The 22,280-nt window shown below is 46.1% G+C and carries 22 protein-coding genes; all 22 read right to left on the bottom strand.

Translation table 11 applies throughout. The features are described from left to right. Nucleotides 1-3: 3 nt before the first annotated feature. Complete coding sequence (locus tag BN6539_RS11810) at nt 4-867, bottom strand: hypothetical protein (protein ID WP_456318615.1); 864 nt, start codon at nt 865-867, stop codon at nt 4-6. Next, nucleotides 833-1,438 carry an MT-A70 family methyltransferase gene (locus BN6539_RS11805; protein WP_003433225.1) on the bottom strand — a complete coding sequence of 202 codons (606 nt, stop codon included), beginning with the start codon at nt 1,436-1,438 and terminating at the stop codon, nt 833-835. Before BN6539_RS11805 ends, BN6539_RS11810 begins: the two co-directional genes overlap by 35 nt. A 67-nt stretch (nt 1,439-1,505) precedes the next feature. Further along, on the bottom strand, nt 1,506-1,859 hold the full coding sequence (locus tag BN6539_RS11800) for a hypothetical protein (RefSeq protein WP_003433223.1): 354 nt from the start codon (nt 1,857-1,859) through the stop codon (nt 1,506-1,508). 14 nt (nt 1,860-1,873) lie between these two features. Then, the gene (locus BN6539_RS11795; RefSeq protein ID WP_055151449.1) at nt 1,874-3,667 is read right to left on the bottom strand and encodes a VirD4-like conjugal transfer protein, CD1115 family; all 1,794 of its coding nucleotides are present in this window, start codon (nt 3,665-3,667) and stop codon (nt 1,874-1,876) included. Then, the gene (locus tag BN6539_RS11790) at nt 3,654-3,851 is read right to left on the bottom strand and encodes a hypothetical protein (protein ID WP_002607873.1); all 198 of its coding nucleotides are present in this window, start codon (nt 3,849-3,851) and stop codon (nt 3,654-3,656) included. The genes BN6539_RS11795 and BN6539_RS11790 overlap by 14 nt, the downstream gene beginning before the upstream one ends. Nucleotides 3,852-3,866: 15 nt before the next feature. After that, a complete protein-coding gene (locus BN6539_RS11785; RefSeq protein WP_055151496.1) occupies nt 3,867-4,730 on the bottom strand; it encodes a hypothetical protein in 864 nt (287 codons plus the stop codon). A gap of 6 nt (nt 4,731-4,736) precedes the next feature. Further along, entirely contained in the window at nt 4,737-5,552 is an 816-nt protein-coding gene (locus BN6539_RS11780) for a PcfB family protein (protein WP_055151450.1), read from the bottom strand. Beyond that, nucleotides 5,494-6,903, bottom strand: coding sequence for a relaxase/mobilization nuclease domain-containing protein (locus BN6539_RS11775; protein WP_055151452.1), 1,410 nt, complete (start codon nt 6,901-6,903; stop codon nt 5,494-5,496). The genes BN6539_RS11780 and BN6539_RS11775 overlap by 59 nt, the downstream gene beginning before the upstream one ends. Further along, complete coding sequence (locus BN6539_RS11770) at nt 6,903-7,235, bottom strand: plasmid mobilization protein (RefSeq protein WP_032512172.1); 333 nt, start codon at nt 7,233-7,235, stop codon at nt 6,903-6,905. Before BN6539_RS11770 ends, BN6539_RS11775 begins: the two co-directional genes overlap by 1 nt. After that, complete coding sequence (locus tag BN6539_RS22365; protein WP_148484482.1) at nt 7,195-7,335, bottom strand: DUF3789 domain-containing protein; 141 nt, start codon at nt 7,333-7,335, stop codon at nt 7,195-7,197. Before BN6539_RS22365 ends, BN6539_RS11770 begins: the two co-directional genes overlap by 41 nt. A gap of 106 nt (nt 7,336-7,441) precedes the next feature. Then, nucleotides 7,442-7,735 (bottom strand): hypothetical protein, encoded by a 294-nt coding sequence (locus BN6539_RS11765; RefSeq protein ID WP_002607879.1) that lies wholly within the window; start codon nt 7,733-7,735, stop codon nt 7,442-7,444. A 73-nt stretch (nt 7,736-7,808) separates the two neighbouring features. Then, nucleotides 7,809-8,792 carry a DUF3991 and TOPRIM domain-containing protein gene (locus tag BN6539_RS11760; protein ID WP_003433207.1) on the bottom strand — a complete coding sequence of 328 codons (984 nt, stop codon included), beginning with the start codon at nt 8,790-8,792 and terminating at the stop codon, nt 7,809-7,811. Between the two features lie 79 nt (nt 8,793-8,871). Continuing rightward, nucleotides 8,872-10,071 (bottom strand): hypothetical protein, encoded by a 1,200-nt coding sequence (locus tag BN6539_RS11755; RefSeq protein WP_003433206.1) that lies wholly within the window; start codon nt 10,069-10,071, stop codon nt 8,872-8,874. Nucleotides 10,072-10,100: 29 nt separating this feature from the next. Beyond that, a complete protein-coding gene (locus BN6539_RS23445; RefSeq protein ID WP_003433205.1) occupies nt 10,101-11,456 on the bottom strand; it encodes a YecA family protein in 1,356 nt (451 codons plus the stop codon). 131 nt (nt 11,457-11,587) lie between these two features. After that, nucleotides 11,588-11,965, bottom strand: a complete 378-nt coding sequence (locus BN6539_RS11745; protein ID WP_003433204.1) for a DUF6664 family protein — start codon at nt 11,963-11,965, stop codon at nt 11,588-11,590. Nucleotides 11,966-11,997: 32 nt separating this feature from the next. Further along, nucleotides 11,998-17,826 carry an LPD25 domain-containing protein gene (locus BN6539_RS22125; protein ID WP_242857535.1) on the bottom strand — a complete coding sequence of 1,943 codons (5,829 nt, stop codon included), beginning with the start codon at nt 17,824-17,826 and terminating at the stop codon, nt 11,998-12,000. Between the two features lie 992 nt (nt 17,827-18,818). Next, nucleotides 18,819-19,172 carry a TnpV protein gene (locus BN6539_RS23440; RefSeq protein ID WP_074038158.1) on the bottom strand — a complete coding sequence of 118 codons (354 nt, stop codon included), beginning with the start codon at nt 19,170-19,172 and terminating at the stop codon, nt 18,819-18,821. Nucleotides 19,173-20,025: 853 nt separating this feature from the next. After that, entirely contained in the window at nt 20,026-20,250 is a 225-nt protein-coding gene (locus BN6539_RS11735; protein WP_003433202.1) for a hypothetical protein, read from the bottom strand. 12 nt (nt 20,251-20,262) lie between these two features. Beyond that, complete coding sequence (locus BN6539_RS11730; RefSeq protein WP_067538602.1) at nt 20,263-20,955, bottom strand: hypothetical protein; 693 nt, start codon at nt 20,953-20,955, stop codon at nt 20,263-20,265. Between the two features lies 1 nt (nt 20,956). Continuing rightward, nucleotides 20,957-21,553 carry a hypothetical protein gene (locus BN6539_RS11725; RefSeq protein ID WP_002607885.1) on the bottom strand — a complete coding sequence of 199 codons (597 nt, stop codon included), beginning with the start codon at nt 21,551-21,553 and terminating at the stop codon, nt 20,957-20,959. Nucleotides 21,554-21,684: 131 nt separating this feature from the next. Beyond that, nucleotides 21,685-21,960: a hypothetical protein gene (locus tag BN6539_RS11720; RefSeq protein ID WP_055151459.1), complete on the bottom strand. Its 276-nt coding sequence runs from the start codon at nt 21,958-21,960 to the stop codon at nt 21,685-21,687. Between the two features lie 9 nt (nt 21,961-21,969). Continuing rightward, nucleotides 21,970-22,275 (bottom strand): hypothetical protein, encoded by a 306-nt coding sequence (locus tag BN6539_RS11715; RefSeq protein ID WP_002607887.1) that lies wholly within the window; start codon nt 22,273-22,275, stop codon nt 21,970-21,972. Between the last annotated feature and the right edge of the window lie 5 nt (nt 22,276-22,280).

Below are 22,280 nucleotides of genomic sequence, written 5' to 3'. Positions count from 1 at the left end.
CCTTTATAAGCCCATCATTTCCCGTACAACACGGTCAGCCATTTTGATCGCACCGACTAAGACGAGCATATTGAATACCAGTTCCCCGATGTAGCTCCATACCATAGATACCGCTGCCGCATCCGGGTTGACTGCCGGTGGAGCCGCTGCAAACAGGGAAAAGATGATGCAGGCAAGCACAATGATCGCTCCTTCCAGGCAGACAGCGGCATAACTTTTGATGAAGCTCTTGCCAACACTCTGACTCGGTTCCCCTGCAAAAGTGGAAAGAGGGATGGGAGCAATCGCCGTATAGAGATACAGTTTAAAAAATCTGCCATAGACAGACATAATCATAATGAACGACAGTATCGTAATAAACAGACCGCCGATCAATGTGACTGCCCAGAGGGGGATACTCTCAAAAAAGCCACAGTCCTCAACGGCTGTAACGATTTCCTGTGGCAGTACCGTTTGTGTGGCAGAGCCAAACCCAGCGGCATTCATGATCGTGGAAACCACACCCTGAATGATATTAAAGAGAGCCATCATCAACTCTAAACCATAGGTGACGACTCCTTTTGCAAGGGCGAAACGGATAAACAGCTTTAAAGCATGTTCCGGCTTTTTGACTTCTGCAAAATTGCCGCAGGTACGCATGACACCAACGACAAAGAACAGCACCAGCAGGGCAAGCCCGATTGCCTGTAGTGCGCCGTGGATATTCAGGATAACAGACCATATCGTACCGCCTTTGAACTGCTCCGGTGACTGGGTAATAAGCTGCCATATCTCGGCTAACTTTTCATTCCATGTATTCAGGGCATTTTCAAGATTTTGTACGACCCAGTTATCAGACACATAAACCACCTCCTGTTTTCTCTGCATAACTGCTGATTTCAACATCACTTACAACTTCGTTGCCCCACACATCCCAACCATCTGTTTTTTGGCGGGCAAACAATTCCAATCGCGGCAGGTCGCCCATCAGCTCAACGATTTTCTCTCGGACTTCATCCGGTTTCTGACTATGATCACGCAAAGGGCTGATGATAAACTGATGAGTACGTTTTGATTGTCTGCGAGGTTTTCCTTTTGTGGCGAACAGGCAGATTTCCGCATTTCCTCTTGTCCAAAATCCAAGACCGAAGAACCATCCTTTTCCACTTTTGTTCTGTTTTAGCCAAACAAATGCAACTGTTTTATATTGAAAGCCCCATGCTTTTATTACCTTTAAGGCTTCGGGTAATTGAGGAAATGTCGCCCATAAAAACAGGACACAATGTTGATCGGCCACTTCTGCCACTTTCAACTTACAGATTTCTTCGATGCTCATGGTGCGGTAATGATGTTCTGCTGCTCCAGAAAGATTTTTCTGGTTGTAGCGCCACGGTGGATCGGCGTAGATGATGCCATATTTTTTTATATTCTCGATAAATTCAACCTCCTTTCTTGTCATAAAACAGACAGTGGGAGCATTTCTGCCGCAGCAGATCTGCTCCCATTGTCTTGTTTCGTCCGTTATCTTAGCCTGTGATCAGGGTAAGGATCTCCTTTGCAAAGGTAATGACTACGCCGCCCGCAAGAGTCAGGAATCCATTCGCTCTCTGGGACGGATCATGAGATTTCAGAGAAAGGCCGATCTGTACGATACCAAAGCCGAGCATGATCATACCCACAGCCCTGACCAGTCCGAAAATAAAGTCGGAGAGGTTGTTGACTACGGTAATGGGATCGTTGGCGGCAAATGCCGTTGTGGTAAAACAGGTCATACAGAGCACTGCACCTGCATACGCCATCAACGCTCTTTTGGTCTTTCTGCTCATCGGCAGCTTCACGGTTTCTTTCTTCTGGGTATCCTTCTTGCTAAAAAATTTCATAGATAAATCCTCCTTTAGATGTTAAACATTTCTTCCAAATCCTCATCGGACAGAAGTTCATAAGTTGTGTTGACAGATGCAATGCTTACGGCATTTTCTGGAATTTCACTGTCAAACACGAGCGTAGCGACAGCCTGGGTCGGCTCTCCGTGGATATACGGCGGCTGGCCGCCATCCACCGTCAGCTTCACATTCGGGTGCTTCAGGATGTCGTACTTCAGATCCATAACCGGACGCTCCCCACGGATAAACAGCAGTGCATAACGGTTATCCAGCATACGCACCTCATCCGGGGTCATCAGTTCACGTCCTGAAATCTGATAGTTGGTCGAATAGTTTCCGCTGCGCCCGGAGCTTTTTCCATAGGTGTTCGTGTCAATGGTTTCCTTACCTAAAAGCTCGGACACATATTTGTGGGTACTTTGTTCGTTGCCGCCCAGATACAAAAATTCATCGCAGTTTCCCACAATGCTTTCCCATTGCTTTTCAAAGAGTGCTTTCAGCTGTGCCAGATTCTGAAGAATGATGCTGACGGATACGCCACGGGAGCGCATCACAGAAAGGATCTTGTCAAAATCATCCGGCAGGCTCACGTTGGCAAACTCGTCCATGATGAAATGGCAGTGGACAGGCAGGCTGCCGCCGTACTTGTGGTCGGCAAGATAGAAGAGTTGCTGGAAAAGCTGCGTATAAAGGATACTGACAAGGAAGTTAAAGCTCGTATCGTTGTCTGGTATCAGAGCGAACAAAGCAACTTTCTTTTCGCCCAAAGAGGGCAGGTCAAGCTCATCCGTAGCTGTCAAACCGGCAAGGCTCTCCAGATTGAATTTTTCAAGCCTTGCGGCAAGGGTGATCTGAATGCTCTTTAAGGTCTTAGCCGAACCGGAGTGATAATCCCTGTAATACTTCAGGGCGATATGCTCCGGGTTATCCAGTTCCAGCCGGTCAAACAGTTCATCCAGAGGACTGACATAACTGTCATCATCTTCCCGGACTTCACCAGCCCGTAAAAGCTCCATGACCATTGGGAAGTTCTGCTCTTCGGGCGGTGCTTCGTATTTCAGATAGAACACCAGTGCCAGAAGCAGCATACTGGCCGCTGTATCCCAGAAGGGATCTTGTGACTGTGCGCCTTTGGGAGTGGTTGCTTTAAATAGATTAGTCACCAGTCTTTGCACATCGTTGTCATTCCTAAGATAAACAAAAGGATTGTAACAATGGCTTCGGTGCATATTGATCAGATCAAGGACACGCACTTCATAGCCTTTCTTTTCGAACAGGCCGCCAATGTCACGGACAATTTCTCCTTTCGGATCGAGGATCACGAAAGAGGTATTGCACTGCATGGCATTGGGCTTACAGAAAAATCTTGTTTTTCCTGCGCCGGAACCGCCGCATACTAAAATGTTCAGGTTTCTGCGGTGTTTTCTGCCATCCAGGCCAATACGGACATTCTGTGTCAGCAGCTTATTTGCGGACGGATCTTTATCCCGGTACTTTTTATTCAAAGCCCCGGTGTTGCCCCATTTTGCCGAGCCATGCTCCTCCCGTCTGCGGTAGTTCCTGCGGGTAGAGAAATAAATGCCGATTCCCATTGCATAAGCAAGCAAAAAAAGAAGGACAGTTTTTAAGCTGTCCTCACACATCCTGATTGCAAAAGGGTGGCTCATTGCCACGGGTAATCCGTTGACGATCTCTACCATGCCTCCACTGACATAGGGTGCTGTCAGCAGAGCAAACCATACGACAGGAACAATCCCGCAGACAGAAAGGATGATGCTCGTTTTCCGGCTGTTATCGTTCCTCATGACACTTACAGGGAATCACCCTGACTTTCTTTGTCGGGGCATTGGCTACCTTGTCGATCAGTTCATCCACAGGCTCGGTGGGGCGTTCCTCCTGTATCTGCCGTGTCCGCAAGGTATTTAAGGCATTGATCACGATATTTCTGTCGTACTTATCCAGTGCGATATGGTATCGTTCTTCTTTCATAGGCTCTACCTCCGATTAGCGTTCCTGCTCCTTGTTCTTAGGCGGTCTGTTCTTTTCCAGGCTCTTAAACATGTCGCTCTGGATTTCTCCCAGAACATCACGCATGGAGTTAAGTTCGCCTTTGAACACCTGCGTATCCATTTCCGAAAATTCTCCCGGAAGCCGGTCGAAACTGAACCCTCTGGTATCTACGCCATAGCGTTCACTGACCATATAGGCGACACAGAAGGATTTGAAATCGGAAGCATCACGGCTTTCATTGTGTTTGAAGTCAAAGACCGCTGCAGAAACTTCCTTTGCCATGCTCACAAAAAGCTGTTCTTCGGAAAGACCGGTCTTAATAAAAATCGTCTGCTGCTTACTATCGTAGTAGGCAGGCATTTCCAGATCGTCAACCGGAACAAAGGGAACCGGGCTTGCATCAATCAGGGCAGAAACAAGCTCCCGCATGGTTTTCGCATCTGGTGCCTGTACTTTTCCTGCCGCAGAGGTTTCAGAAATGTCATAAACAATCTTTGCATTATAGCCGACTGCCTTTGAACCATCCTCACGGGTATACTCCTTACCCGGTTCGAGAATCACAATCTTGTGTGCATCCTTGTTGACATAGATCCGATTCTGCTTCCATGTGCTGTAATCTTTCAGCTGCACTGCATCGGGTTTCTGGGCAGATACCAAAATGGCATTGGCAACCGAGTATCGGTCAAAACGGCTCTGCACATCCAGGTACTGGCGGAAGCTGTCGCCGTTTGTCATCATTTCCGCACAGGTACTGTCAATCAGCTCATAGGCTTCCTTTCGCTGTGCCTGCTTCTGGGCAGCCCATTCCGCTTTATCAAACGGTTTACTGCCGCCGTTAAATACATCATAAATACTCATTATCATTTACCTCGTTTCTTTGGATTTGGGTTTCTTTTTCCGCCTTGGCGGCTGTTTATGCTCTGTTTTTCCTGCTGGCGATTTCTTTGCTTTGTCGGAAGCAGAGCTTTTGTCCAGGGAAGGGGAAGTCTCCGCTTCCTTCTCCTTACGGCTCTCTTTGATTTTCCGCAGTTCCTCTCTGACAGAAGGTTTTTCCTTAGTCATAGTAGCCCCCTCTGCGGACTTCTTTGGCTGCTCTAAGATAGGCTCGGACTGAGGGGATTTTTCGGTCTTTGCCACTGAGGGGTTTTCCGGGGCATGTTCCACCTTCTGAACCGGCGCACCCATCAGTGCGTCAAGAAGTTTATCTTTCTCTGCCTTTTCCTGTACTCCGATGTCTGGCTCCGGCTGGCCGTCCTTCGTATCTTTGGACTTTTCTTTTTCCGTCACAATAGAAGCCGTGCTTTCCGATGCCAGTTTGAAGCGCTCCGCAATACGGCTGATCTTGGATGCATCCTCCGCACGGGCGATCACATCTACCTCGGCATTTGGATCTTTGTTTTTTCGGTCAGCAAGCACACAGTAGAGCACACCGTATTTCTTGGCTTCCTGTGTGAACTTCTTCAAATCACCATTCTTGACGGTAAAGACTTTCAGTTCCTTTCCAGAGCGCAGCATGTTGGTGAGTCTTGCCTTGCCTTTGGTTTTCTTTTCTTCTTTGAGAATCGAATACAAAAGGATCGCAATGTTTTTCGCACCAGCACCGGTAATCCTGGCGGCGACTTCAAATCCCTCCAAGCTCATTCGGACGATCTGTTCTGCCGCTTCGCCGCTTGTGTTCATTCGTCATCAGCTCCTTTCTTTGCTGTTCTTCATCCGCCCGTATGGTTTTCAGCTTTTCCTTGAGGGTATCGTTACGGGCCTCGATCCCCTCGCACAGTTTCACCTCCTTTCGGATTTCTCGCAATCGTTTGGAAAGATCGGAAAGCTGTGACCGTATCGCTTCCTTTTCTTCACCGCCCATCTTGCGGGATTGAGAATAAAGTCCCTTGCGCTTTTGAAGCAGGGCAGCCATTTCCGTTTCCAAAGATTCCTTATAAGAACAAAGCTGCTCTACCGTATCAATGCGATTCCGGCAAAGCAGCCTTGTTTCCTGCGATATAGCTTCCATCTTCATCAGGTCATCCTTTAAAAGATAATGAAGCCTTGCATAATTCTGTTTTCTGTTTTTCGGAAGAATACCGAGCTTGTAGCAATAATGCAGATACAGCCCCCGCAGCCCGCCGATTTTCTTTGCTCCATTCAGAGTTCCTTTCAGGCGGTACACCGGGATTGGTTTTTGCGGCCCGGCAAACCGGGAAAACTTAACGGCATAGGAATTTTCCCGGATGCGCTCCATAATCCTCTCGTTGGTATAATCTTCTCCCAGCTTGTAAAGCCGCTTGGGGCGCTTCCCTCCTTTCCCTATGATCGTCCAGTATTTTCGGTTCGGATCAAATCGGACATGGTATCCCATTTCCGCCATCTGACGATCAAAGTCTTTCAGGGTAAAGGACTTGCTGATCGCTTCATCCACTGCCTGCCTTGCCACGTTGTCCCGTGTGGGCATCCCATTCTTTTCCGCCTGATAAAGCGCATAGGGTTTCTTTCTGCCGCTTGGATGTTCTATGACCGAAAGGGCATATTCCCGGCACAGCTCATCGGAACGCTGGCGAAGCAATCGAAGATTGGCTTTGTTGTCGTGGTAATGTTTCCCGTCCATAAAAGAAACCGAGTTCACAACAAAGTGATTGTGCAGGCAATCCGTATTCAGATGAGTAGCAACGATTACCTGAAATCTGTCGCCCCACATCCGCTGGGCAAGTCTGACACCGATTTCGTGTGCCTGTTTGGGCGTGACCTCTCCCGATTTAAAACTCTGGAACCCGTGATAGCAGATGATCTCACTTTCATCATTCCACTGTTCTTTGGCGATCATCATTTCCTCTCTGGCAGAGGCAGGGTCACAGTTGACACCCGTGACAAAAAAACGCTGCTCCGTCTTATCCTGATTGGTCGCATATTCCATCACATCCACCAAAGCCTGAAGGTCTGTTCCCGAATAATTGGGATTGGCAGTCTTTTCCGGGTTTTCAGCGTAGTCAATCGGATGGTCAAGCCTGCCCCGTACATCCCAGATCTCACAGACTGCCATTATCCTGATTGCCTTTGGGGAAGCAGATATTTTTTTCGGACATCCACCTGAAACTCATGCCACTTCTTTGCTTCCTGTGAAAGCATAGGGGCGTCCACAAATCCCAAGGCATTGGCTTTTGCGGCAAGCTGGTTGATACGGTTGCCGATAGCAGACAGTTCCCGCATGATCTTATAAAATTCAGGATCAGGCTTTTCACAAAGTCGGTAGCCCTTGACCATTTCCCGCAGGAACGCTTCTTTGGAGCGGCCGGATTTTTTTACAAGCTCATAGAGATACTGTGCTTCTTCCTCATTCAGACGAAACAGGATCTGTACGCTTCGGTTTCTCATTTTCCACATCCTTTCTGGCATAGAGCCGGTTGATCTGCAGGCAGCACATCAGTACAACGCCGAAAATTCCGCCCATGGTAAACGCAATAAATTCACTCATTCTTAAACTCCTTTCCTTTGCCGGGGTATTAGGGGCTGCCCCCCTAACAAGCGAATTTGGCATCCAGAAGATTTCTGGATAACCAAATTCAGTGCTTGGTAAGACATCACTCTTCGCACTCGTCCTCGTACACACATTCTCCGCAAACGGAACAGAAGTACGGGCAGCCCGAACAGCAGTCGTCCTCATCCGTTTCTTCCTCGACCGATTCTTCAAGACCGTCCTCCCGGTCTACGGTGACGACAGCTTCACCGCCAATGAAATCCTCATCCGAAAAGTCGATCAGGTCAGTGTCAAACAGGATGGTTTCTGTCTTTTCTTTTACCTGTTCCGGGGTTTCCGCATAAACGGAAATGGTCTTTTGATAGTGTCCAGTCAGAGTAACCTTAAATTTTTTCAATGAATTTTCCTCGCTTTCTTTGTTCAATTTAATTTCAATGCCGTGGTGTTTCCTTCTGCAAATCAGTGGACAATCAACGGGCATCCCTCCTTTCATGGCTCCGATTTGGCCTTGCAATTCCTAAATAGGACAATAAAAAATCGTTGAAATCCTTGCCAACAGGCGGGGGATCATCAACGATCTGGTAGTCTTTCTGCAACAATTCTTTTAAGGCGGCAGTACAGAGCCTGCCTGTTTTGTCATTGTCCAGATGCAGAAAAATGGTCTTTACTTGTGGATTTACCTTCAAAAAAGTGGAGAGGGCAATGGGGATTTTGCTGTCTTTTATCTCTTTCTTTGGCTGATATACACCCGAAAGAGAAAGCAGATTTTCTTTTTTGTAGTCCTTACCTTCACATTTGAGCAGGGTCGCATAGGAGAGTAAATCAATGGCTGCTTCAAACAGATGCACCGACTGGCAAGGCTCTCTTGCCAGAAGGCGAAAAGAGTACCGCTTGTCACTTCCCGATGCATCGCCCTTAAAGGAGCTGGCCATCGTACCACGATAGGCTGCATACTTAGGGGTTCCGCTTTCATCCTTGCCGATAAAAACAACATTGTGATACCTGGCACTTTCATAAATCGTACCGTCTGCAATGCACTCCTGAATGATCTGAAAATCAATGCCACGTCCGAAAAGATACTGGGTCACTCGGTCACAGTTTTTATTCCTGGGTGGCAGAAGAAGCACCTTGGGTTCCTCTTTGGGTGCAGAAACAGGCGGCGGACTCCAACTTGCGGTAATACCTGCCAGAGCTTCCACGGCTTCTACAAAGCTGTATTCCTTGACTTTGATCAGATAGTCCAGGGCAGAAACACCGCCAAAACCTCTTGACCACCAGTACCATTTGCCATTGGAAATCTTCAGACTGTCGTGTTCTCTGGTACAGTAAACATTCCTCGCCACATGCTTCAGATTGTCTGGTTCATACCTCTGCAAGTAGGAAAGCAAGTCCATCTGCCGTGCCTGCTCAATCACAGCAGGGTCAAGCTGTACATAGGATCTGTTACTTTTCATTCAATACAATCACCTCCTGAAATAGAAAAAGCCGAGGGATTTTCGTAATGAAAACCTCTCGGCTATGTAAAAATCTCATCTAATAATCGTAGTAACTTGCCATTTCTGCTTCATAATCCTTAATTGCACTTAACATACTGTCAACAGCATCCAGGAAATTACATAATTCCACAAAGCAGGATGATACATTTTCTATATCTAATGTCCTTTCTTTCGAAAAGTATATCTGTAACTTTTTATTGCATGGATACCTAAACAAATCAGAACTTTGATCAAAATCATGAAATGCCTGAATATACTTTGTTGTATCATTTAATGTTGTATCATCGTTTGGTGCATTTGAATATTTGTCAACTTCATCAACAATACTATTCCAAAGTCCCAGAATGCTATGCTTTTTCCGTTGCAGTATTTTTAATGCTCTTGTCCTATCTATGTGGCTGTCTTCAATAATTATCCTTTTTAACCCAAGCTCAACTGCATTGCGATACATATAGCACATTGGCATGAATAATTCTTTTTTATTGTCATTCAAGATCTTTTCTCTCAAAAAATTTCCTACTTTTTCATACGACGAATAATAGGGATAAAAAGAATGTTGGGCAAATTTATAGCCTACAACACTTTGCTGATAATAATGTCCTCCCTCAATAATTAGTTTTGGGGAGTATGCCTCGTATTCTTGTTCTGAAAAGCATCCTGTTTTATACATCTCACTTAAAACATTATAAGCTTTGTTCATATTATCATGAGTTGCTACCAAAGAAATGTGGGTCTGCCTATCGAATAATACATTTAAGTTATTACCGAAAGGGTATCGAAACATATCTGATTCTTTATCAATACGAGAAATATCCGCTAAATATTTCCGTAACCAATTAGCATTGGCATTATTTGTTTCTTCTAAATTTTTTAATTGCAATAGTTTATCATACCCTTGCTTGAGGTCGTGACGAACATCTCCAATGATTCGCTTTCTATCTTGGTCAGATATAACAAGCTTAAATATATTTGCTTTCAAAAGAAGTTCTATGCTTTGCCTGTACAAATAAACCATAGCAAAATACCACAAATCAAGTTTTGCTATATCACCTCTTTCAGCTGCTTCTTCACCCAAATAATGAATTACGCTCTCTGCCGCATAAAAAAAATCTTCTGCATATTTATTAAAATCATCTGCCAAATCGCCACTGTTTAATAATGTTATTGGAAATGGGCAGTTTTTATCTATATGATATAATGACATATTGGGACGAATCCATTTGAAATCATAATCCACACTTATATCTCCTAATACATAAAATCCTATTATTTACCACAACAGCGTTTGTATTTTTTTCCACTACCACAAGGACAAGGTTCGTTTCTTCCGATTTTCTTTTTTTTGTGCTGTTGCTCATCCATTCTTATTTTACTTGCAACAAAGCTTGGAGCAATCCCCCTTTGTATAAAATCGACTTTTCTTAAATTATATACTAACTCTAACACATAAAACATTATGCGGAAATTTTCTATACATAAATCCGCAAAGTCTATTAAATACAAATCAACAGACTTGTTTCTGTCATTAAAAGTAATCAATTGTGTTTCATAGTCAATATCACTATCAAAATGTTGAATAGCGTTTCTAACTCGATTATTCAAACTATTAATAGGTTTGCTAAATGGTTCTTTTTCGTCTATATACCCATTTTTCAGTTTATTCCCATTAGATTCCTTAATAAAATCTTGGTATAACTTACCATTTACACACTTTGTTGAATCATTCCGAACAAAAATGTTATTCAGACCTAAAATCAATTTAAGATTATCAAATATCCATTCATAACTCTTGGCATAAAAATCTGTCAGCTCATCGAAATTAGCGGTCATGATACCCAGCTGATTTTTATCAACATTTCCAAGGCAATCTCCATTTTTAAGAGCTATTACGGGAATCAATTGCTCGTATACTTTAGCAAATAACTCAATTAGTTTAAAGCCCTTTTTTTCAATAGTATTTAAATCAACCTTGCCACTGTCAATAAATGCACTAATCTGGTTAAAACGACTTCTATCCCCAATTACTAATTTCCCTATTTTTGTATATTCGCCTAAAGTATCTTTTCCGATAATAATTGATATGCCTGTTGTGGTTAGTAAAAGCTGGTGCAAAGCTACTGCCGCATCAAAATTGTTCTTTACTTCTGAAAAGGGAATGTAAGGGTACTGTTTAATCGTATTCGTAACCCTTTCAAAAAGTATCCTATCTTGGTCATTCCAAAACAATTCAAAATTTTGTTTCATCTCACTCAAGCCAGACTTAACAAAATTAGCAAAATCCATGGTTTTTTGCGTTTCCTCTATTGCCTTTTCTTCGCCTCCATAAAGAAAAAAATTTCGCATATATGGAGATAATTCAATTTCATCTATTTTTTTGTGAATTGCTTTTCTGGTAGGGAATTCTGCTGATAATTCAACTGAATAAAATTCCTTATCATCACATTTTATAATATCAGCATTCTCTACATTGATATTATTATCTTCTACAAAAACTTTTCCAGATATTGTTGAATGACACTTAGGGCAATGAACATGAAAGGGAATATCAAATAATCCCATCTGAATGCGAAGGTTTATCCTCATTTTACAAGCATTACACTGAATAAACACATTATTAACCATATTTTACCTCCTTCCCATTTTTATAATTATAGCAATTTTCTGATATTTTTTCTATAACTTATATCTATATGCTCCTATATGTAAAAGACGATATCAGCTCCTTGCCAATATCGCCTTTTTCAATCAGACTGTTATAAAATTCCTGCTTTTTTCAGATACCCAACGCTATCGTAGCAGCCACGGAAGTAAACCGTCTGCATTTCAATATCTGTAAGATTGTTTCTTAGCTCCATAACCTTGATCAGAGCCGCACATTCCTGCTGGGATAATTCCGCTGCGGTTTCGGTATCAACAGCCTCCAGCACTTTGGGATATTGTTGAAATATCGCTTCCATCTGTTCCTGAATGGCACGGTAGTCCTCATTGCTTTCCGGCAGTTTCGCAATCACGGAGCTTAGATATTCACGAAAGATATTGCTGTGGGTATCTACAAAGGTTTCAAATCTGAACTCGTCAGACACCGCTCTCACCTCCGATAGTTTCAATTCTACACTTATTATACTGCCCATATTTATGCAATACAAATGTGCAAAAAGGGAATTTATCTCTCCCGGCTTGCGCATTTTCTTTCGGGCGGTTCCTCACTTTGCTCCGGCTCTGCATCAAGCACAGCGGGATCTTTCTGATCTAAATTCAGCTCGATGTTGAGGGCATTGAGCCGTTCTGATTTCTCTTTCAGTTCATCTTCAAAGCCAAACGGCTTTTCCACCTCAATTTTAGCGGTTTCAAGCTGTTCCATCGTTTCTGCTTTTTTGATTTTTGCGGCTTCCAGTTTTGCAGGAATTTTCGCAAGCTCATTTTCAATTCGGGTCAGGTTACCCAGTGGATCAGTACCTAAATCTACTTTGTGCTTTGCCTTTCCGCAAAGATATAAACAGTAATGGGCATTGAAGGTATCATAGAAAACTTCCAGTTTGAACCCACGATAGCTGCCGATTTCCGCAGGCTCTGCCATCGGATATTCTTTACAAACCGCAAGAAGCATCTCTCCTGCGGCTGCTTTCTCCGTATAAGTGATTCCTTTTACGGTCATCGGACAGAACTTTTCTTCACCCTGCGGCTGATGCTGCCGGGCAAGGGAAGCATCGGCTTCATAGCAGACAATCCGCTGTTCACATTCCTTAATGGTCTGCGGGAAATATTTCAGTATCCTGTCCTCAAGGTCGTAATGCTCGGATAGATAGCTTTGTTTCAGCACTTTGAGCTTGGAAACCTGAATGTCTAAGTCCATTTTTTCCTTGAAACGCTCGTCCCCTGTGGCAAGCATTTTGACTTCCGCAAAGGAAAGGGCCACCTCATCCACATCTTCCGCAGAGCGGACAGGACTTTTGCTGGTCATGATCTGGGAGATAAATTTCTGCTTCGATTCCACCAGCTGATAGAGATAAGCATCAAAGGTCTGCTCCGTCACATAACGGTAAACCTGAACTTCCGGGAACATGTTTCCCTGGCGCTCAATACGTCCCTGGCGCTGTTCCAGATCGGATGGACGCCACGGGCAATCCAGATTATGAATGGCAATGAGTCTGTCCTGTACATTGGTACCTGCGCCCATCTTAGGGGTTGAACCCAGCAGCACACGGACTTCGCCGCTTCTGACCTTTGCAAACAGTTCCTTTTTCTGTGCGTCACTGGTAGCTTCATGGATAAACCGTATCTGTTCGGCAGGGATGCCACGGGCGATCAGCTTTTCCCGGATGTCATCATAGACATTAAAAGTCCCGTCATTTTTCGGGGTAGACAGGTCGCAGAACACCAGCTGGGTTGCTTTCGTATCCGCATATTCTTCCCAAATACGATACACGTTGTCCACACAGGCATTCACCTTGCTGTTGGGATCATCCGGCAACATGGGGTCGATCATCCTCTGGTCAAGGGCAAGTTTTCGACCATCGTTGGTAATCTTGAGCATGTTGTCCACATTCGGCTCCACAAGCCTTGCACGGACTTTTTCTGCTCGTTTGGCAAGAGAAGCGACCAGTTCCGTCTGGATTTCACTTGGCTTGGTCTTGATGTTGTGGTACTTGACCGTCGGAACAGGGAGCTTCAGCATATCGGCGGTTTGAATATCCGCCACCTCCCGGAACATCAGCATCAGCTCCGGCAGGTTGAAAAACTTGGCAAAGCGGGTTTTCGCCCGGTAATTGGTTCCCTCCGGAGCCAGCTCCAGAGCGGTGACTGTCTCACCAAAGGTGGATGCCCAGCTGTCAAAATGCTGCAAACCATTCCGTAAAAGCGCATCATACTGCAAGTAGCGCTGTACCGAATACAGCTCGACCATGGAGTTGCTGATCGGGGTTCCCGTGGCAAAGATCGTTCCCCGGTTGCCTGTGATTTCATCCAGATAGCGGCACTTCATAAAAAGGTCGCTGGATTTCTGGGCTTCCGTCTGGGCGATCCCGCCTACATTTCGCATCTTGGTATAAAGATACAGGTTCTTATAAAAATGGCTCTCATCAATAAAGAGCCTGTCGATGCCGAGCTGTTCAAAATCAATAACTGTATCCTTTCGCTTGGTGTCATTGAGCTTATCCAGTTTTGCCTGAATCGCCTTTCTGGTTTTCATCAGCTGCTTGACCGTGAACTGTTCGCCTTTGCTTGCCTTCACATCATCAATCCCACGCTCAATGTCATCGAGCTGGCGCTGAAGCTGTTCTCTCTGCCGCTCAATACTCATAGGGATTTTCTCAAACTGACTATGCCCGATAATGACCGCATCGTAATCGCCGGTGGCAATGCGGGAACAGAACTTTTTCCGGTTGCCCGTCTCAAAATCCTGCCTGCGGGTTACAAGGATATTGGCACTTGGGTACAGCCTGAGATACTCGGAAGCCCATTGCCCCACAAGATGATTGGGAACAACGAACATCGACTTATTGCATAATCCAAGGCGTTTGCTTTCCTGTGCCGCAGCAACCATTTCAAAGGTCTTTCCTGCGCCCACCTTGTGGGCAAGGAGTGTGTTGCCGCCATACAGGATATGGGCAATGGCATTGACCTGATGGGGCCGGAGTGTGATCTCCGGGCTGATACCGCCAAATACGATATGGCTTCCGTCATACTCACGGGGGCGGACGGAATTGAACGTGTCGTTGTAATACCGCACCAGTCGGCTCCTGCGTGCCGGGTCTTTCCAGATCCAATCCTGAAATGCCTGTTTGATTGCTTCCTGCTTTGCCTGCGCTGCCGTGGTTTCTTTGGCATTGAATACGGCTTTTTTATTTCCGTTTTCATCATACACATAATCAAAAATACGGGTATCACGCAGGTTTAAGGTGTCCTCAATAATACGATAGGCGGAAGCCCTTTTTGTACCATAGGTGCTGTCCGCCTTGACATTTCCGAAATCGGAGCTCTTATTTTCAATAAACCAGTCGCCATTCATTGGGGTGTAGCGCACTCGGATTCTTCCTGCCGCATAGCTGGAAGGGGTAAGAAGCTCCATAACAAACCGCTGAATATCCTCCTGCGGTATCCAGGTGGTACCCAGACGGACGGAGATTTCTGCCGCTGACAGGTCTTTGGGGATCACCTGCTTTAAGGCTTCTACATTGATTTCATACGCTGGATCTTCCTTTGCCGCAGCCTGTGCGCTTAAAAGTTTTGTCCGCACATTGCCGGACAGATATTCGTCAGCAGTCACATATTTTGCCGGTTCCGAAACAGGGATACGGAAGATCACGCCCTGCAAATCCTGTACCAGTTCCTCCTGGGGTTTGCCTGTAAGCTGCTCCATATAAGGCAGGTCAACAAGCGCTTTTTCCCCAATCGAAAGGGCAAGGGCTTCACTGGCCGTTTCCACAGAAGTAACTTCCCGGTGGGGCTTGATCGTCCGCTTCGTGAACATATCTGCTTTTCGTTTGAAATTGCCCTCATCATCCAGCACTTCCAAAGAGCATAACAGGAAGTAGCTTTCGTCTGATGCAAAGGCCAGATAGTTGCCACGGCTGTTGATCAGCCCGTATTTTTGGGAAAACGCATCGTACAGCCGGTTCAGGTTTTCCTGTTCGGTGCGTATCATTTCTTCTGGATAATCCTCCGTCTGATACTCGATGAGCTTTCTGACACAGTCACGGATCTGGATCAATCCCTTGATGCGGCTCTCTGCGGTCATAGATACTGTGGCCGGGGTCATGCGGTCATTTTCCCGGAAGTAGACTTTTCCATCCACCATGGTAAAGGAAAAATTGCGCACATTTGTGTCGGCAGGAACAGAAGCGTCCGGCTCATCCGAGATTTCATCAATCCCTTTTTCATACTCCGGGATTTCTCCCTGAATGTTCTGGACAGCTTTGCTTAACAGGTCTGCAAGTGGAATGTCTTTGTATGCCTTACAGACAGAGTCAAAACCAAAACGGGTACTTTCCATTTTCATTTCGCCCAGGATCATTTCCGGGTGCTGTACAAAATAGCGGTTCATCGTGATCCCGTTCTCATCGGTATCCAGGTGTACCCAATCCGGTTCCACATCTGCAATGCGGTCACGCTTTTGCAAAAAGAGGATGTCACTGGTGACTTCTGTCCCTGCATTGGCACGGAACGTATTGTTCGGCAGGCGGATGGCTCCTAAAAGTTCCGCCCTTTGTGCGATATATTTCCGCACCTCCGGGCTTGTTTTGTCCATCGTTCCCTTGGAAGTGATAAAGGCCACTACGCCGCCGCTGCGGACTTTATCCAATGCTTTCGCAAAGAAATAATCGTGGATCAGGAATTTCTGGGCGTTGTAACGGCTGTCATTGACCTTAAAATCGCCAAACGGCACATTGCCGACAACGACATCAAAGTGGTCATCGGGAAGCCTCGTCTGCTCAAATCCCTCAATGGCAATGCTGGCTTTCTGGTAAAGCTGCTTTGCAATTCTTCCCGTAAGAGAGTCGATTTCTACACCGTGAAGCGTTGAGCCTGCCATACCATCCGGGATCAGGCCAAAGAAATTGCCGGTTCCGCAGGACGGTTCCAAAATCGTACCGCCGGAAAATCCCATATGGTCAAGTGCTTCGTACATGGCTTTGATGACAACCGGCGGGGTATAGAACGCTGTCAGAGTGGACTCCATAGCTGCCCGGTATTCTTCCGGGGAGAGGCTGGCGTTCAGCTCCTTAAATTCTTCTGCCCAGGCAGCATTGTTCTCGTCAAAGGCCATGGATAGGCCGCCCCAGCCAACATAACGGGCAAGGACTTCCTGTTCTTCGGGTGTAGCAAGACGATTTTCCAGTTCCAGCTCATGGAGCAGATGGATGGCTGCCATGTTGTTTCTGAATTTTTCTTTTGCACCGCCGACACCTAAAGTATCTTCCGTAATCCGATAATTGTGCCGGTCAGAAGAAGGCGCAGCGGATTTGTCTGTGTGTTCTTCCGAGGAAAGCTCTGGCTGTGGCTGCTCCAAAAGCCTGCGGATATAACTGATTTTTTCCACACGATTGATCGGGAAACCAACATGGTTCTGGAACGTGATGTCACGCATAGACACATCACCGCTGATTTCTCCTACACGTTCAATCCGGTATCTTCGGTTGTCGATCACGATTTCCTTACCGATCAGGTCGGAAGAATCCTGTGAAACTCCATCTTGTTCTTTTTCTTCCTGTCTGGCAATGGGCTGCAATTCAGCAATAAGCTGTCTGCAGATCTCTTTTTGTTCTTCATCCTCCAATTCTTCCTGCCACTGCGTCAGCTGTTCCACATAACTTTGCACATGCGCCGGATCAGCTAAATCTGCCTCGATTTTCTGAATAGCATCCTCTTTGGTTTCTCCAACTTCCAAGGTGTCCTGATACTCATATGGATCAACTTCCTCAATGAAGTCCACCAAACGCCCGGCAAGGCTTGTATTCTTGTCCTCCGGGACACGGAACCAGTCATTTTCGGTTGACATGATTTCCGCAAAGAGCTTCTCGTCCTCTGGCGTCAGCGTCTTATGCTGTTCCAGATAGGGAAGGAATACATCTCGTCCCCATTGCAGGCTCTCTAGTTTCTCACGATAGAAATCCTCGCCCTGTTTCTTCCATTCGGGAATAAATGGACAGTTGGGGGAAAGGGAGTATTCATAGAAGTTTTTGATATGGGCAATCAGATCGCCCTCGCCATCTCCAATGTCAAAGCGTCCCTCATAGTGAAAATCCTCGCCGCCGATAGTGGCCGTAATCTCAAAATCGGTCTTGTGATACCATCCAACATGATTTTCTTCCGCCTGTCTTTCCCGGTGCTGCTTCTCGTCCAAAACACCCAGAAGATAATTGCCAAGGGCAAAGCTCAGGTCGGTGTATCGATCCTTCAGTTCCCGGTCATAAAAGGCGGGGTGTTCTGAAAAGCCAATAGAAAATACCAGACGGTCAGGCTTTGTTTCGGCAGGTGTTTCCTTGTCCTGCATTTCTGTAATGATGACCTTCAGGTGGTCATTGGCAGGATTTTCACGGAGCTTTTCTTCAAAATCCGTCCGGCTCATTTCTTTCCCGAACAGGGGAAATTCAGGATTTTGAAGGGATACAGCAGTTTCATCAAAGGCAGATACTTCATATTTATCTGCTCCCAGATACACCGTATCTCCCTCGTGATAGAGGTAGCGGACAGGGTGAAGTTCCAGAAGTTCCTGGGAAAAGCGCCATGCATTGCTCCGGCTGTAAACGCTGACAGTCTGCCTCTGCACTTTCGTCAGAAAATCAAGCAGCTGCTGGACAGTGGCAGGCTCTGAAAGAAGCTGCTCCATCTGTTCGGCAGGAACATCGGCAAGATCGGCACGATCCACTTCTTTGAGCAGATCCTTTTCGTAATGATCCAGATCACGGATAAAATCAGACAGCCGCAAAGAAAGGGTATCTCTCTTATCCGCAGGCGGAAGCTCACGGTGAGCATCAATAAAACGCTGCCTTGCCATTTTCCGCTGTGCATCAATTTCATACTGGGGAGCTTCCACACTTTCCAGGAATTCAGGATAGTGGTCTTTTTCCTTGGCATTGAAATAGCGGTCATTTTGAATCAGTTCCCTGATCCGTTTTTCTACTTTTGACCACGAAAGTACAAGGTCGGGGTTGGTATAGGAACCATGCTTTTCAATTCCGATCCCTTTACTGTCATGCCATGTCCCGCCCTGTGTCCCATCGGGATAACTGTGCGTACCGCCGCCGGTGCCGTACTCATTTTTAAGAAAGGCAATGTTGGCTTTCTTATCCTCATGCTTCTGAAATTGACGGTAGATACGGTACTTGCCATTTTCAAAGCCGCTTCCTCTTACCAGGACAGAGTCAATATCTTCCTGTGAAACAGAAAAAGCAGAGGATTTTTCGTCCTCTGCTTCTGCAATCTGTTCGATTTGTTCCTCTACGGTAGGAAGATTGGCTATGACTTCTTCTTCATTGGCTGTGCTTAGCGGTAGATCAGCTCGTTCAGGATCAGCTCCTCCGCCTGACTGCGAATGTTGTTCATCATTCCCACCCACTGCATCGGTGCTTTCTCTTTCAGTTCCTCCGTCACGCCCTGCTCGGCTGACAGCTGCTTCGTCAGAAGCTCCAGCCTCTGGAGCGCTGTCTGTTCCGTCTGGTACAGATGCTCGTTCAGCCTGCCCTGTGTCAGAAGGTTGAGATAGGTCACTCTCTTGTGCTGCTCCAGATAATCCCGGTGCATCAATGCGTATCTGCCAAGCGGAAGTTCTGGCTCTGTCGGTAATGTCAGGTCGGGAATAAGATAATCCCCCTGACGGGTATATGTGATGTTCTCCATGATTATTGCTCCTTTCGGGTTGTTTTCTGCTTCTATCATACGAAGATTGTGTTTCCTGCGCAAAGGTGCGGGATTGTGTTTTTTCTGCCACCTGCACATCCCGGATCGTTTGTGAGATTTCCCGGAGTGCCATTTCCGCAATGTCACTTGTTGCAATACCAAGGGCGTTAATAGTGGCAGGGGTATTAAAGTTCACAATGTCCTGAAAATCCTCACGTTCAAAGTATTCGCCCGTATCCAGACCACAGCGGCTGACCAGCATAAATGCCACACTGTTTACGGCCAGCCGCTGGTACATGACCTCAATATTCAAATCGTCCAGTTCTTCTAAGAAACTGTCCGCTGTCACATCTTTGAGCTGTGAAAGATAGTCCTGCAGATGATCTTCCACGGCATTTTTCGCTGTTTCCATCAGGGCAGAGGCAAGATCGGTACTTTCCAGTTCTCCAAACCTGTCAGAAAGCCGTTCCATCACAGGCTGCTCGTATCGGGTTTCCATCTGCCATATCGGAACAGGACGGCTGCCGTAATAACCTTCGTGTGTGTCTGACACATCAAAGTAATATTTCAGGGTATTCCTGCGGCCTTTGGGGTCAAATACCGCAATCCCTTTGCTGTCTTTATTTACCCAGCGCCGGAACTGTTTGTTCCAGGTTTCAAGCTGTGCCACGGCAACCGCATCCGGGCGCTGGGCAAAGATTAAGAGCTGTTCGTCAAAGCGGCATTTGTAATTCCGGCAGGCAGCGGCAAGAAAGTTCTGCCATGTCTGCGGGTTCTTAGCTACCGCAATTTCTGTGCGCCGATACAGCTCGGTAATCAGCTGATACTTTGCAGCCATTTCATTTCCACCTCCTTATTGATTTTCAGGATTATTCCTTGTCCTCTCCGTCAAAAAGGAAATCACCCTGTTTGCTTTTATGCTTTTCTGCAATTCATTGATGAGCGCAATATCCGCCACGGTAATGCCCTGGATAGAGAGAATATCGTCCATCGTCATGGCGGAGATTGCTTTTTCATCGGTAAAACCAGCGTCCAGAATCTTATTGATGACTTTGACCGCTTTCTGGTTGATCGCCATTATCTATCCTCCTTATCGTTCATATTCTTTATGCCTGACGGTTTTATGTGGTGGTTCCTGGGGTTTGGGTTCATAAGTGTGGCCGTTTCTTTCCATACGCTCGGCAAATTCACAAATGTGATAGATATTTCCGTCGATCTCTGTATGGTATTCATCAATAAAGCGGCAGGAACGTTCCGCAGTTTCGCCCCATGATAAATGAAGAATAATTTTCCCTCCGTCAGGAATACGGAACAATTCTTTGTAATGCGGATCAATAAATCGAATCCCTTGTGCTGCTTTCTCCATATGTCTGTCCAGCCATTCTTTCACATAACAGTACCAATAGAAGTTATAGTCACCCTTTGTCGGATTGCACCGGAATAAAAAGGCATATTTCTCCGTGTCCATCCGAAACCCATATTCTGTGCAGTAATTTCCCTGCAAAGCACTTGAAGGATAGCTCTTTGCGAAAGCCTTCATATCATATCGGTTATGCAATAATCCGTGATTTTCCCGCAGGGTATTCACTACTTCATCAAGCTCATTCTTAAATTCTTCTGATTTCCATTGCGGTCTGGTATCAAACCATATGGTATAGAAACCATATCCAGAGTCAGCAAAATCGCCCCGCAAATGGCCAATATTGCCGGTCTGTCCGCTGATTTGAGAACTCTGTGAATACACATAATTTTGTTCAGCCGCAGTTAATGGTCTGATTTCCATATCAACGTTCCTCCCGGCTGTGTTTCGCTTTTTGCTCTTTCTGGATAGTTTTCAAGGCATCCTTGGCCCATTGGGGCATACGCTCCGGCTTGATCTCACCAAGGACATCATACCGTTCCCAGCGGCTATGCTCGCCGGTAGCAAGGCAGGTACCAAAGACTGCCTGACCTCTGCCGCCGGTGGCACCGTTTCCGCCTTCCGCAAGTACAAGCTGGTAAGCAGCGTGCTGATATTCGTATCGCTTCGGTTCTGCATTGATCACAACCACCTTGCCCACAATGCTTTTATTCCTCATGTCAGGAATACAGTCAGCGACTGTAAAGGGGGTAGGGTTAAACTTGAATTTTTCCTGTTCGGCTCGTGTCTGTTCGATCTGTGTCTGCACACGATCACAAAAAATCTGCATAGCTTCCAGATAATCCTCTGTGCCTACGGCGTCGGTTGGCCATGGTGCGGAAAACGGATTATTGTAATCGCAGTAGCAGACTACATAGGGATGTTCCGCCCGTTTATCGACACAGAAAACAACTTCTTTCTTTCCGATGTGGATACTCTGTTCCACAGCATAGTTGCCGATCATCCTTTTCTCGTCATTCATCAGCATCATCCTTTCTTTGTTTTTTCCTGTTCTGCTCGTCTAAGATTTTTCGGATACAGACATCGCAGAAAATCATTGACCTGTCCTTATATCGGGGATAGGGGCAGGTCGTACAGTCATATTTCTTCTTTTTACCGTTCACGGTCATCACCGCTTTTCTGCTTTGGGGAAGAAGGGTTGTTGTAAGGCAGACGGCATTCCGTCTGATACCGCTCATTCAGTTTCTCCCTCGCCGCAGAAAGTTCATTGACATAGCAGCCCCAGAAATAATCCGTTCCGTTTTTGCAATACCAGCAGACATACGGATTCGAGGCTTTCGGGTTATGGCCGATCACCAATTCCGTACTCCCGATGGTACAGCTTTCCATGATCTCATAACCGGCATTGATGCGCTTTTCTTCATTCATAGGCAGACCTCACGATTCTTTCGCATAGCTGCGATAATCTTTTTCTCCTTTGGCACGGACACGGCGCACATGGCTGCTCCCAGCAAGCTCCGGGTGCTTTGCCTGAAGTTTTCTCCGTATCCTGCATACGCTCTCAAAACTCGGCAAGCCAAGATATTTGTACTGCGTCATGACCTCAGCCAGAGGCATCGCCCCGGCATCTTTCAGATAGGCATTGCACACCTTCAGGTAGAGCAGCATATCATCATCCCTGGTTTCCTCGTCTTTTTTCAGGATGGCTTTGATCTTGCCCTCCATGGTTTTCAGATTTTCCATTGGAT

Origin of the sequence: Emergencia timonensis (assembly GCF_900086585.1) — a bacterium.
In the GTDB taxonomy this organism is placed as follows: Bacteria; Bacillota; Clostridia; order Peptostreptococcales; family Anaerovoracaceae; genus Senimuribacter; species Senimuribacter timonensis.
This window is presented reverse-complemented; position numbering and strand designations above follow the sequence as displayed.